Source organism: Rhodoferax potami, assembly GCF_032193805.1.
Taxonomy (GTDB): domain Bacteria; phylum Pseudomonadota; class Gammaproteobacteria; order Burkholderiales; family Burkholderiaceae_C; genus Allorhodoferax; species Allorhodoferax potami_A.
In genome coordinates this window covers 2,880,883-2,893,132 of sequence record NZ_JAVBIK010000001.1, presented here as the reverse complement: position 1 = coordinate 2,893,132, position 12,250 = coordinate 2,880,883, and the positions used below count along the sequence as shown (strand labels likewise).

Below are 12,250 nucleotides of genomic sequence, written 5' to 3'. Positions count from 1 at the left end.
GTGCAGGTCGTGGTTTTGCGGTACCCAAAATCCACCTGCTGTGCTAACTTAACCTGCTAGCGGTTGCATGTCCACCATGCTGACACGCTTTTCAGGGGGATTCCATGACACAAAAACGATTTCTGGAAGCCATCATTGTCGGCAGCGGGTTTGGCGGGGCCGTGATGTGCTGCCGCTTGGCCACCCGCTGGCCTGGCAAGGTGCTGCTGTTGGAGCGGGGCAAACGCTACCCCAAGGGCAGCTTTGCGCGCAGCCCACATGACTTTGCCAACAATCTCTGGGCCGATGCCGAGCCCGGCCAGTCACGCAAGCTCAATGGTTTGTTTGATATCCGCAACTACCACCGCATGGACGCGGTGGTGAGCGCCGGTTTGGGCGGTGGCTCGCTGATTTACGCCAATGTGTTCATGCCTGCACCTGCTTGGGTGTTTGGGGAGCGATGGCCTGCACAAATCAATCTGAGCACCCTCGCCCCTTACTACCGGATAGCGCAAGGTGTGCTGGGTGCCCGGCCTGTGCCGCCGGCTGAAGGCGATGCCCGCCGGACTATTCAACGCACCGGCCTGTATGCCGACTTTGCCCAAGCCGATGGCGGCACCAGCAGGGCTGCCGATATTTGTGTGTTTTTCGGCAAGGGCTACGCGAATCGCCAGAGCGGCCCTTTGCCGATCGGCGAGCAGGAGCGCAACCGCTTTGGCGCAGTGCAAACCTCGTGCACCTATTGCGGCGAGTGCGATGTGGGCTGCAACGTACACGCCAAAAACACGCTCGACCTGAACTACCTGTACGCTGCAGAAAAGCAGCATGGCGCCTTGGTAGAAACCGGCAGTGAGGTCACCTGCATCACCCCCCTCAATGAAGCCGGTGACACTGACAGCACCGCCGATGGCCGCCACGGCTACCGGGTCGACTACCGCGACGATGCAGGCACCGCACGGCATGCCCTGGCCCGCCGGGTGGTGGTGTCGGCCGGCACTTTGGGTACCAACGAGCTGCTGCTCCGCTGCCGCGATGCGCTGGGCACCTTGCCGCGCCTCAGCCAACGCTTGGGGCAAGGCTTTTCGGGCAACGGCGACTTTTTGTCGTTTGTGACCGGCGGCGAGCGCGATGCCGACCCCAACTACGGCCCGGTGATTACCCAGTACATCGACTATGGCTTGCAACAACCCCAACCAGGCCAGCCCGCCTTCATGCTGGAAGACGCGGCCTACCCCGCTTTTGCTGCCTGGTATGTCGAAGGACTGCGCCCCGCCGCCAGCCCCGGCTATGTGTTCAGCCGGATTGCGCGCACCATAAAAATCTTCAAGCAGCGCTGGGTGGACCAGCTGTTTTCCGGCAAGTGGAGCGGCTCGGTGGTCGCCTATGCCAATGCGGTGCTGCAGGGCGATGTGTCGTACCGGAGCAGCGTGCTCCTGTTCATGGGGCAGGACGCTGCCGACGGCACCCTCAGCCTGAAGCGCGGCAGGCTAGCGCTGGACTGGCCACAAACCACCAGCCGCCCGCTCTACGACGCCATGGTGGCCTGTGGTGAACGGTTCAAGCAATTCACCCGGGCGACGAGCTACATTCCGCAACCCACCTGGGCCTGGCCCGTGCGCAACAACATCACGGTCCACCCCTTGGGTGGCTGTGCCTTGGCCGAAAAACCTGCCCAAGGGGTAGTCAGCAGCCTGCCCGGAGTGCGGGGGCAAGCCTTCGGCTACCACGGCCTGTATGTGGCGGATGGCTCTATCCTCCCCACCGGAGTGGGGGCCAACCCGAGCGCCACCATCACCGCGCTGGCGGAGTGGATTGCAGAAGACATTACCGGCCTGGCTCCGGACGACACCCTTGGAGTACCCCATGCCTGAGCCATTGCCTAAACCCGTCGCACTTCAGTTCACCGAGGAAATGAAGGGCCACATCAGCCCCGGCCAACACACCTGCCAACAAGGCTATGACGAGGGCAAAGCCGGAGGTCTGACGCTGATGTTTCACCTCACCATCTGCATCGACGACCTGGACGCCTTTATTGCCGACCCGGCGCACCATGCGCAGGCTATCGGGTATCTGGAAGGGAGCTACATCGGTGGACGACAGCCGGTGTTGGCGGGGGAATTCAACCTGTTTGCCGACAGCGGCGATGCCGACCGCAAGACCATGCTGTACCGCCTGAAGTTTGAAAACTCAGCAAGCCAAGCGCTCACGCTCTGCGGCCGCAAAGACATCCGCGACGACTTTGGCTTTGACACCTGGTCCGACACCACAACCTTGTATGTGAACCTTTACGCCGGGCATGTGAGCGCTGCTGACGAGGGCGCCGCGACCTTGCTGGCCAGCGGCATATTGCACATCCAAGTGCACGATTTTTTGCATCAGCTCACCACCTTTCAGGCAGACGCCCCCACCCTGGGGGAGCGCCTGCACGCGGTGCAGCGCTTTGGCCGCTTATTTATGGGCAAGCTGTGGGAGACCCATGGCCTGCCGCGCCGCCATGGGCGCGAACCCCGCATCCGCACCATCCCGCTGCACAGCCTGGAGGGCGTAAAAGACGCGGATGTCAGCACCCACTACGCCAGCACCGGCGATGGTCTGGGCATCAGCTTGCTGCGCTTCCAGCGCGCGCCCTGCAAGGACGTGGTGCTGCTGGTGCCGGGGCTGACCGCGTCCAGTGACATGTTCATCATGCCCGAGCACCGCAACCTGACTCAGGTGCTGCTGGATGAAGGCTTTACCGATGTATGGACGCTCGACGGCCGCATCAGCAAGCGCCAGCCCTACAACCACACCCGCCACCGCTTTACTGTGGACGACGTGGCGCTCTACGACAACCCGGCCGCACTGGATGTAGTGCGCCGCGCGGTAGGCCCGCAGGCGCGCATCCACATCATCAGCCACTGCCTGGGTGCCTTGTCGGTGGCCATGAGCCTGTTCGGCAAAGCGATCGAGGGCGTGCGCAGCGTGATTGTGAATGGCGTGTCACTCACGCCCAAGGTGGGAGCCTTTGCCAAGGCCAAACTGGCGGTGGGCCCTTTTCTGGCGGAGTCGGTGCTGGGGGTGGACTACCTCAACCCCGAGTGGGGCCAACAGGCCGGCATGGCGCCGGGCAAACTCTTGGCCAAAGGTGTGAGCCTGATGCACCGCGAATGCGATGTGCCCGAGTGCCATATGACCAGCTTCATGTGGGGCTACGGCTACCCGGTCTTGTTCCGGCATGAAAACCTGCACGAAGTGACACACCGCCGCACCGGAGACTTGTTTGGCGGCAGCGGCGTGCACTACTACCGCCACATCCGCAAGATGGTGAGCGCCAACAACACCGCCGTCAAGTTCGACCCCAAAGATGTGCGCTACCGCCAGCTGCCCGACAACTACCTGCAAGACGCCGCCGACATCTCTACCCCGATGCTGCTGGTCGCAGGGCAAGAAAACGCCCTCTTCCTCGACTCGAATGTGCTGTGCCATGAGCGGCTGGAGCAGATTGCACCGGGCCGCCACCAGTTAGAAGTGATCCCGGGCTACGGTCATGCGGATGTGATCATCGGTAAAAACGCGGCACAAGATGTGTTTCCGCGCTTCCTGAAATTTTTGCGGCAGCACGCCCACTAAACCGGGCGGCGTGCCCGCGGGCTTATTCGATCTTCAGGTTCTGGCTGCGCACCACGTCGCGCCAGGCTTGGTAGTCGGCCTCGATAAAGCGGGTTTGCGCAGCCGGGGTGCCGGGCATGGCGTCTACTGCATCCACCTTGAAGCGGGCCTGCACTTCGGGCAAGGCCACCACCTTGTTCAAGGCGGTATTGAGCTTCTCAATCACGGCAGCGGGCGTACCGGCCGGCGCAGCAAGCGCAAAGAAGTTTTGCACGTCAAAACCTTTAAACCCGGCCTCGGTCATGCTGGGCACGTCCGGCATGACACTGGAGCGCTTAGCGCTAGTGACGGCCAGTGGCTTGACGCGACCGTCTTTGATCATGGGCAGCAAGGCGGGAATGGTGCCGGTGACCAACTGCACCTGGCCGGAGATCATGTCCATGGTGGCGGGCGCGACACCGCGGTAAGGAATGTGGGTGATGAAAGTACCGGTGCGCGCCTTGAGCAGCTCCAGCACCAGATGGTTCACACCGCCTGCGCCGGCGGAGCCGTAATTCAGCGCACCGGGTTGGGCCTTGGCTTTGGCCACCAGATCCTGCATGGACTGGATGCCGGTTTGCGGCGTCGTAGCCCAAACCAAGGGGCCGCTGGCAATCATGCCCACCGGGGTAAAGCTCTTGAGAGGGTCGTAGCCCGCAGTGGGCAATGAGGCGGCAACCGTGGTGAACGGCGAGGCCACCAGCAGCAAGGTGTAACCGTCAGCGGGCTGCTGGGCCACATATTGGGTGCCGATCGCACCAGAAGCACCGGTGCGGTTTTCGACCACAAAGCTGCCGCCCATGACCTCGCCCAGCTTTTGGGCCATCAGGCGGCCCATGGCATCGGTGCCAGCGCCGGGGGCGAAGGGCACGACGATCTTGACCGGCCTGTCCGGAAAACCTCCTTGGGCCCAAGCCGGGAGGGCACTGGACACGCCCACAACCAAAGCTGCCAAAGCCGTCCGACGGGAAAAAAACTTGCTGCGCATTGTCAACACCTCTGTGCATGAAACTCGAATAACCGAACTATGCGACAGCTGGGTTGCAGCAACATGACAAAGCCGCGCCCATGAAAAAAGCCTGCATTCCGGTGGGAATGCAGGCTTTATCGTTTGGAGGAGAAGGAGGGATTCGAACCCTCGGTACCTTGCGGTACGCCTGATTTCGAGTCAGGTACATTCGACCACTCTGCCACTTCTCCTGAGTTCGTATCGGTCGAAACGAAGCCGAGATTCTAGCAGGCTCGCAGGCCTGCTTCGAGCGAGCGCGGTTGTTCAGGCCTTGAGCACTGCCAAACCGCCCATGTAGGGGCGCAGCACCTCAGGCACGGTAATGCTGCCGTCGGCATTTTGGTGGTTTTCCAGCACCGCGACGAGCGCACGGCCCACTGCCAAGCCAGAGCCGTTCAGGGTGTGCACCAGCTCGTTTTTGCCTTGCGCGTTTTTAAAGCGGGCTTGCAGGCGGCGGGCCTGGAAGGCTTCGCAGTTGGACACCGAGCTGATTTCGCGGAAAGTGTTTTGCGCGGGCAGCCAGACTTCGAGGTCATAGGTCTTGGTGGCGCCAAAGCCCATATCACCGGTGCACAGGCTCATCACACGGTAGGGCAGGTTCAGCTTCTGCAAGATAGCTTCGGCGTGGGTGACCATGTCTTCGAGCGCTTCGTAGCTTTTCTCGGGGTGCACGATTTGCACCATTTCGACCTTGTCAAACTGGTGTTGGCGGATCAGGCCGCGTGTATCGCGCCCGGCGCTGCCGGCTTCCGACCGGAAGCACGGGGTGTGGGCAGTGAGCTTGATCGGCAGGTCGGCCTCTGCAGACACCACATCACGCACAAAGTTGGTCAAAGGCACTTCGCTGGTGGGGATCAGGTAGAGCGCGGTGTTCTCGTCGCCACCCTCTTGGCCGCCCTTTTTGGCAGCGAACAGGTCTTCTTCAAACTTGGGCAGCTGGCCGGTGCCGCGCAGGCTGTCGCCGTTGACGATATAGGGCGTGTAGCACTCGGTGTAGCCGTGTTCGCCGGTCTGGGTGTCGAGCATGAACTGGGCAAGCGCACGGTGCAAGCGGGCTATTTGGCCCTTCATCACGGTGAAGCGAGAGCCGGTGAGCTTGACACCCATTTCAAAGTCCAAGCCCAGGGGGTTACCCAGATCCACATGGTCTTTGACTTCAAAATCAAAAGTCTTGGGGGTGCCCCAGCTGCGCACCACCACGTTGCCATGCTCGTCGGCCCCCACAGGCACGCTGTCGTGCGGCAAGTTGGGCACCGCTTCCAGCATAGTTTGCATTTCAGCCTGAATGGCATCCAGACGGGTGGCAGAGGCTTCGAGCTCCGCTTTGAGGGTGCCCACTTCGGCCATGGCGGCGTCTGCTTCGGCGTGTTGGCCTTTGCCTTTGAGCATGCCAATTTGCTTGCTCACCGCGTTGCGCTTGGCTTGCATTTCTTCGGTGCGCATCTGGATGGTTTTGCGCTCGGCTTCCAGGGCCTTGAAGGCATCCACATTCAGGAAGACTTGGGGGCTCTTGCGGGTCAGCAGGCGTGCAACCACCGAATCCAGGTCTTTGCGCAGCAGGTTGATATCTAACATGGTGTTCTCGTACTTTTAAATCAAATCGGGCTCTAGCCCTCTATTTTATTGCGCAAGTAGCTACGTATTTCATAGCAACTCACCACAGCCTCATGCGTCCAGCTTCAGGCCCTTGGGCAGCGGGAACTTCACGGTTTCTTCAATGCCGTCCATCTTGCGCACCGACACAGCGCCCAGCGCCTTGATGCGGTCGATCACGGCTTTCACCAGAATCTCGGGGGCGCTGGCGCCGGCTGTCAGGCCCACGCGGGAGCGGCCTTCAAACCACTCGGGCTTGAGCTCATCGGCGTTGTCAACCATGTAGCTCTCGGTACCCAGCTTTTTGGCCACTTCGCGCAGTCGGTTGCTATTGGAGCTGGTGGGGCTACCCACCACGATGACGATATCCACCTGCGGGCTCATGACCTTCACCGCGTCCTGGCGGTTTTGGGTGGCGTAGCAAATGTCTTGCATCTTGGGCTTTTTAATCAGCGGGAAGCGGGCGACCACCGCATCGGTAATCTCTGCCGCATCGTCCACGCTCAGGGTAGTTTGGGTTACCACCGCCAATTTATCGGTCTGACCGGGCTGAATGCGGGCCACGTCGGCCACGTCTTCCACCAAGTGAATGCCGCTATCGAGCTGCCCCATGGTGCCCTCCACCTCCGGGTGGCCCTTGTGGCCGATCATGATGAACTCATAGCCCTCTTTGTGCAGCTTGGCTACTTCCACGTGCACCTTTGTCACCAGCGGGCAAGTGGCGTCAAAAATCTGGAAACCGCGGCGCTCCGCCTCGCGCTGGATGGCCTGGCTCACGCCGTGGGCCGAGAACACCAGCGTGGCACCCGGGGGTACGTCATCGAGCTCTTCAATGAAGATAGCGCCGCGCTCCTTGAGATCGTTCACCACATAGGTGTTGTGCACGATCTCGTGGCGCACGTAAATGGGGCGGCCAAACTTGGCGAGCGCCTTTTCTACGATCTCGATGGCGCGGTCGACACCGGCGCAAAAGCCACGCGGCTCGGCCAGCAAAATTTCTTGGGGCAATACCGGCGCAGTCATAGCACCCCGATCAGCTGCACTTCAAAGGTCACCGGCTGGCCGGCCAGCGGGTGGTTGAAGTCGAACAACACCGCGCGCTCGGCGCCTTCGCCACGCAGTTGCAGCACCACACCGGCAAACTGGCCTTGGCCATCGGGTGTAGGGAACTGCACCACATCGCCCACGTTGTAGGTTTCGAGCGGGTCGCCCATCTGGGTCAGCACCTTGCGGGCCAACCATTGCTGCATGTCGGGGTTGCGCTCGCCAAAGGCAGCGCCTGCCGGCAGCTCAAAGGTGGCGCGGGCGCCCTCTTCCATGTCCATCAGGCAGGCCTCGACAGCAGGCGACAACTCGCCAGTGCCCAAGCTCAAGGTGGCGGGCTTGCCGTCGAAGGTGTTGATGATGTCCCCGGCGGGGCCGCCCAGGCGGTAATGCAAGGTGAGAAAGGAGCCCGGCTGAACCCGGGGAAGCGTGCTGGTCATAAAAGTCCCGATAAACTGGCCTCTATTGTAGAAAGCTAGCCCTGATGACCCCATCAGGCTTGGGCTTAGCCCTGAACTCCTCCTTGAACAGCCACAGCTGCCATGCCCCTCAAAGACCTCCCCCTGGAAGCCCAACCGCGCGAGAAGTTGCTCGCGCGCGGCCCCGGGGCGCTCAGCGATGCGGAGTTGCTGGCGATTTTGTTGCGCACCGGCATTGCGGGCAAAGGCGTGTTGCAGATGGCCGAGGAGCTGTTGCAACTCAAAAAAGATAGCACCTTGCGCAATGTCGACGGGGGCCAGGGCGGGTTTGGAGGCATATCGGGCCTGTTACACGCCACTGCCGACGACCTCAAGCGCGTCAAAGGCCTGGGGCCTGCCAAGCGGGCCGAGATTGTGGCGGTGCTCGAACTCGCCCGCCGCGCCATGGCCCAGCGCCTGCAGGAGCGCGAGGTGTTTGCTGACCCGCAGGCCGTGAAGCACTACCTGCAGCTGCATTTGGCCGCCAAGGGGCATGAAGTGTTTGCGGTACTTTTTCTCGACAGCCAGAACAAGCTGCTGGCCATGGAAGAGCTGTTTCGCGGCACGCTCACACAAACCAGTGTGTACCCGCGCGAGGTGGTGATCCGTGCGCTGCACCACAGTGCGGCGGCCGTGGTGCTGGCGCACAACCATCCCAGCGGCAGCGTGCAGCCGAGCCGTGCCGACGAAGCGCTGACCCAAACACTCAAAGCCGCGCTCGCACTGGTCGATGTGCGGGTGTTGGACCACATCATCGTAGGCCCCGGCCAGGCACTGTCCATGGCCGAGACCGGACTCATTTAAAGGGCAGTCATGAAAATCAACGCCCTTTCCGACCTCAAGCAGGTCAAAAAAGCCATCGAAGCCCAAGCCGCACGCGAAGCTGCGCTGGCCGCCCACAAGGCCGCTGAGGCCAAGCGCAAAGCCGCTGCCAGCAACTTGTTTCAAGCGGCCATTGGCAAGGTCAAACCGCTGGAGCCGCCCCAGCGCGCCAAGCTAACACCCGAGCCCCCCAAACCCATCCCCAAACAGCAGATGCTGGATGACGCGGCCGCGCTGCAAGAGGCGCTGAGCGACGAAATTGACGTCACCACCCTGCTGGACACTGATGAGCACCTGAGCTTTCGCCGACCCGGCGTGGGCACAGATGTGACGCAAAAGCTACGCAAGGGCAAATGGAGCATTCAAAAGCAGATTGACCTGCACGGCTACCGCAGCGACGAAGCGCGCGAGGCGCTGGGCGCCTTCATCCGCGAATCGCACCGCAATGGCATACGCTGCGTGCGGGTAGTGCACGGCAAAGGGTTGGGCTCGCCCGGCAAGGCGCCGGTGCTCAAAGAGAAAGTGCACAAGTGGCTGGTGCAAAAAGCCGAGGTGGTGGCCTTTGTGCAAGCCCAGCCGGCGCAGGGTGGAGCGGGCGCACTGGTGGTGCTACTCCAGCCCCAGAACCGGGCCTGAACCCCGCTAAACCCCTTCGAGGCTGGGCCTCAGGTGCCGACGTTGCGCATCCAGTCGGCCGTCTGAAAAAACGAGGTTTTGAGCCGCTCGCGCAGCACCGGGTCGATAGCGGCGTCGCCCATGGCCTGGTCCATGCAGGCCAGCCACTGGTCACGCTCCAGAATGCCGATCTTGAATGGCATGTGCCGCGCGCGCAGGCGTGGGTGGCCAAAGCGCTCGACAAAATAATCCGGCCCGCCCATCCAGCCGCACAAAAACCAGAACAGATGGTCGCGCGCCTTGTCGAGGTCGGTGCCGTGGGCTGCGCGTAGTTCGGCGTAGCCGGGCTCCAGGTCCATCAGGTCATAAAAGCGATCCACCATCTGGCGGATGACGGGCTCGCCGCCAATCCATTCAAACGGGGTTTTGGCGTTGGGGTCTTGAATCTGCATGACTTACAAGCAAAAAGTGCCTCTGGCGCTCATGGAATGTGCGCCATCCGCTATAAAAATAAGAGCAATCAGCTCGCGGCGCGGCGCAAGGTTTCCACGACAGGGCGGCGCAACACATCGCGCAGGCCCCACCAGCCGGCGGCCAGCGCCAGCACGGCACCGGCCAGTGCGCCTACCAGGGGCACCCAGAGTTGCACCGTCCAGTCGAACTCAAACACGAAGCGCGCCAGCGCCCAGCCCACCGCTGCGGCCACGACCGATGCCAAAAAGCCCGCCAACAAGCCCACACCCGCCAGCTCGGTGCGCTGCACCTGGCGCAGCAGGCTGCTGCCCGCGCCCACCGCCCGCATGATGGCGAACTCGCGCGCACGGTCTTCGCGGGTGGCGGTCACTGCGGCAAACAACACCACAAGCCCCGCGGCCAGCGTGAAGCCGAACAAAAACTCCACCGCCCGGATCACCTGGTCCAGCACCCGCTGCACCTGGTTGATGGTGCTGCTCATGTCGACGTTGGTGATGTTGGGGAATTCGCGCACCAAGGAGTTGTCAAACCCCTTGGTCTCGGGCGCTTTGAAGGCGCCCATGTAGGTGCTGGGCACGTCGTTGAGGGTGCTGACCGGAAACATCACAAAGAAGTTAGCCCGCATCGAGCCCCAGTCCACTTTGCGCAGCGAGGTGATTTTGGCTTCGGTTTGCACGCCACCCACATCAAAGCGCAGGGTGTCGCCGAGCTTGAGGTTCAGGGTTTTGGCGATGCCCTCTTCTACGCTGATGGCGCCGGCCTCTTCTTCGGTCCATTTGCCACCGACGATCAGGTTGTGCTGCGGGTTTTTGGCACTGTGCGAAATGTTGAACTCGCGGTCCACCAGGCGCTTGGCGCGGTCTTCGGTGTAGTCGTCAGGGGAGACAACTTTGTCGTTCACCGCCACCAACCTGCCGCGAATCATGGGGAACCAGTCGAATTTGGCGACCCCCTTGTCTACCAGCGCCTTTTGGAACGCATCCGACTGCTCGGGCATCACGTTGATCACAAAGCGGTTGGGCGCGTCGGGCGGGGTGGTTTTGCGCCAACTGGCAATCAGGTCGGTGCGCAGCAGCACCAGCAACACCAGCGCCAGCAAGCCCACCGACAAGGCACTCACCTGCACCACGGTGTACATGGGGCGCGCCGATATCTGGCGCGTGGCCAGCACCAGCCAGCGTGGTGCGGTGCTCTCGTTGACCGCTTTGCGCAACAACTTCACGGCCAGCCAGCCCAAGCCTGCAAACACCAGTACTGCACCGGCAAAGCCGCCCACGGCAATCAGGCCCAAGGTCAAATCGCTGCTGACGGTGAGCAGCAAGGCGGCAAAGCCGGCCACGCCAATCGCCAGCACGCCCAGAGACGCCGGGCGCAGATTACCCACATCGCGGCGGATCACCCGCAATGCCGGCACCTGGGCCAACTGCAACACTGGCGGCAAGCCGAAGGCCATCAGCAGCGTCAAGCCCATGCCGATACCGAGCAGTGCGGGCCAAATGGATGCCGCCGGCAAGGTGGCGCTCACCAGCCCTGCCAGCAAGGCCACAAACAAGTAATGAACGCCAAAGCCCACGGCCACGCCCAAGAGGCTGGCAAACAGGCCCACCAGCGCAAACTCAAAGGCGTAAGCACTGGCAATGGTGCGCTGAGACAAGCCCAACACCCGCAGCATGGCGCAGTCGTCCAGGTGGTTGGCGGCAAAGGCGCGCGCAGCCAACGCTACCGCGACGGCGCTCAGCAAAGCGGCCAGCAGCGCCACCAAGCTCAAGAATTTGTTGGCACGGTCCAGCGTTTGGCTCATTTCGGGGCGGCCGCTTTCCAGCGACTCCACCCGCACACCGCGCACACTGCTTTTGACTTGGGCATCCGCCCATTCCACATACGTTTTGACAGCTGCCTCCGGGCCGGCCACTGCCATGCGATAGCTCAAGCGGCTGGCAGGCTGGATGAGCCCGGTGGCAGCAATATCGGCCTCGTTCAGCATCACACGGGGCGCGAAGTTCATGAAGCCGCCACCGCGGTCAGGCTCGATGACCAGAATGGCGCCCACCTTGAGTTGCACATCGCCCAGCAAAATCGGGTCGCCCACCTGAATGCCGATGGCATCCAGCAGTGCAGCGTCCACCCAGGCTTGGCCGGGGGCAGGAATATCTTTGGTTGGAGTATCGGGGGTGTCGGGTGACGGGCTGATGCGCAGGGTGCCGCGCAGCGGGTAGCCAGCCTCGACGGTTTTGAGCGCCACCAGCTTGGCAGCCCCGCCTTGGGCATCGCTAGCGCGGGCCATGGTGGGAAAGCCGAGGGTGTGCACCACCTGCAAGCCGAGTGCGCGGGCGCGCTCCTCAAAAGCAGCAGGCGGCTTGTTGTCGCTGGAGATGACCGCATCCCCGCCGAGCAGCTGGCGCGCATCGCGCTGCAGGCCACCCTGCAGCCGGTCCGCAAAAAAGCCGACCGCCGTTAACGCGGCCACGGCCAGTGTGACGGCCAGAATGAGCAAACGCAGTTCGCCGGAGCGCACATCGCGCCACAAAGTGCGCCAACCGAGCGCAAAAAAAGATAATTTCAAAACGGCCTCCCGGCACCACCGAACACTCCGGCATTATTCCTGAGACCCTGCTTCCCCTCTGTTCGC

Annotated in this window: 10 protein-coding genes and 1 tRNA gene; 4 read left to right on the top strand and 7 right to left on the bottom strand. The window is 62.2% G+C overall.

Going from position 1 to position 12,250, the window contains the following annotated elements:
• The first annotated feature begins 104 nt into the window (after positions 1 to 104).
• Entirely contained in the window at positions 105 to 1,850 is a 1,746-nt protein-coding gene (locus RAE19_RS13930) for a GMC oxidoreductase (protein WP_313875453.1), read from the top strand.
• On the top strand, positions 1,843 to 3,588 hold the full coding sequence (locus RAE19_RS13925) for an alpha/beta hydrolase (protein ID WP_313875452.1): 1,746 nt from the start codon (positions 1,843 to 1,845) through the stop codon (positions 3,586 to 3,588). The genes RAE19_RS13930 and RAE19_RS13925 overlap by 8 nt, the downstream gene beginning before the upstream one ends.
• A gap of 22 nt (positions 3,589 to 3,610) precedes the next feature.
• Here RAE19_RS13925 and RAE19_RS13920 read toward each other — a convergent pair whose 3' ends face one another.
• The 5 genes from RAE19_RS13920 to RAE19_RS13900 all read right to left on the bottom strand — a co-directional run bounded on the left by RAE19_RS13920 (position 3,611) and on the right by RAE19_RS13900 (position 7,692).
• Complete coding sequence (locus tag RAE19_RS13920; RefSeq protein ID WP_313875451.1) at positions 3,611 to 4,561, bottom strand: tripartite tricarboxylate transporter substrate binding protein; 951 nt, start codon at positions 4,559 to 4,561, stop codon at positions 3,611 to 3,613.
• A gap of 157 nt (positions 4,562 to 4,718) precedes the next feature.
• Positions 4,719 to 4,806, bottom strand: a tRNA-Ser gene (locus RAE19_RS13915).
• A gap of 73 nt (positions 4,807 to 4,879) precedes the next feature.
• The gene (gene serS, locus RAE19_RS13910) at positions 4,880 to 6,190 is read right to left on the bottom strand and encodes a serine--tRNA ligase (RefSeq protein ID WP_313875450.1); all 1,311 of its coding nucleotides are present in this window, start codon (positions 6,188 to 6,190) and stop codon (positions 4,880 to 4,882) included.
• Between the two features lie 90 nt (positions 6,191 to 6,280).
• Entirely contained in the window at positions 6,281 to 7,231 is a 951-nt protein-coding gene (ispH, locus tag RAE19_RS13905) for a 4-hydroxy-3-methylbut-2-enyl diphosphate reductase (RefSeq protein WP_313875449.1), read from the bottom strand.
• Complete coding sequence (locus tag RAE19_RS13900) at positions 7,228 to 7,692, bottom strand: FKBP-type peptidyl-prolyl cis-trans isomerase (RefSeq protein ID WP_087496686.1); 465 nt, start codon at positions 7,690 to 7,692, stop codon at positions 7,228 to 7,230. The genes ispH and RAE19_RS13900 overlap by 4 nt, the downstream gene beginning before the upstream one ends.
• Before the next feature lie 102 nt (positions 7,693 to 7,794).
• On the opposite strand from RAE19_RS13900, the gene radC reads away from it, so the two are divergent.
• Positions 7,795 to 8,514: a RadC family protein gene (radC, locus tag RAE19_RS13895; protein ID WP_313875448.1), complete on the top strand. Its 720-nt coding sequence runs from the start codon at positions 7,795 to 7,797 to the stop codon at positions 8,512 to 8,514.
• A gap of 9 nt (positions 8,515 to 8,523) precedes the next feature.
• Positions 8,524 to 9,168 (top strand): Smr/MutS family protein, encoded by a 645-nt coding sequence (locus RAE19_RS13890; RefSeq protein ID WP_313875447.1) that lies wholly within the window; start codon positions 8,524 to 8,526, stop codon positions 9,166 to 9,168.
• Positions 9,169 to 9,197: 29 nt separating this feature from the next.
• Here RAE19_RS13890 and RAE19_RS13885 read toward each other — a convergent pair whose 3' ends face one another.
• Together RAE19_RS13885 and RAE19_RS13880 are read right to left on the bottom strand one after the other, a co-directional pair.
• Positions 9,198 to 9,599, bottom strand: coding sequence for a group II truncated hemoglobin (locus tag RAE19_RS13885; protein WP_313875446.1), 402 nt, complete (start codon positions 9,597 to 9,599; stop codon positions 9,198 to 9,200).
• Positions 9,600 to 9,667: 68 nt separating this feature from the next.
• A complete protein-coding gene (locus RAE19_RS13880) occupies positions 9,668 to 12,184 on the bottom strand; it encodes an ABC transporter permease (protein WP_313875445.1) in 2,517 nt (838 codons plus the stop codon).
• Positions 12,185 to 12,250: the final 66 nt, after the last annotated feature.

Bases quoted from the DNA above. Each gene is read 5' to 3' on its own strand.
- serS (WP_313875450.1), bottom strand. From the start codon at position 6,190: ATGTTAGATATCAACCTGCTGCGCAAAGACCTGGATTCGGTGGTTGCA.
- RAE19_RS13890 (WP_313875447.1), top strand. From the start codon at position 8,524: ATGAAAATCAACGCCCTTTCCGACCTCAAGCAGGTCAAAAAAGCCATC.
- radC (WP_313875448.1), top strand. From the start codon at position 7,795: ATGCCCCTCAAAGACCTCCCCCTGGAAGCCCAACCGCGCGAGAAGTTG.
- RAE19_RS13925 (WP_313875452.1), top strand. From the start codon at position 1,843: ATGCCTGAGCCATTGCCTAAACCCGTCGCACTTCAGTTCACCGAGGAA.
- RAE19_RS13885 (WP_313875446.1), bottom strand. From the start codon at position 9,599: ATGCAGATTCAAGACCCCAACGCCAAAACCCCGTTTGAATGGATTGGC.
- RAE19_RS13900 (WP_087496686.1), bottom strand. From the start codon at position 7,692: ATGACCAGCACGCTTCCCCGGGTTCAGCCGGGCTCCTTTCTCACCTTG.
- RAE19_RS13930 (WP_313875453.1), top strand. From the start codon at position 105: ATGACACAAAAACGATTTCTGGAAGCCATCATTGTCGGCAGCGGGTTT.
- ispH (WP_313875449.1), bottom strand. From the start codon at position 7,231: ATGACTGCGCCGGTATTGCCCCAAGAAATTTTGCTGGCCGAGCCGCGT.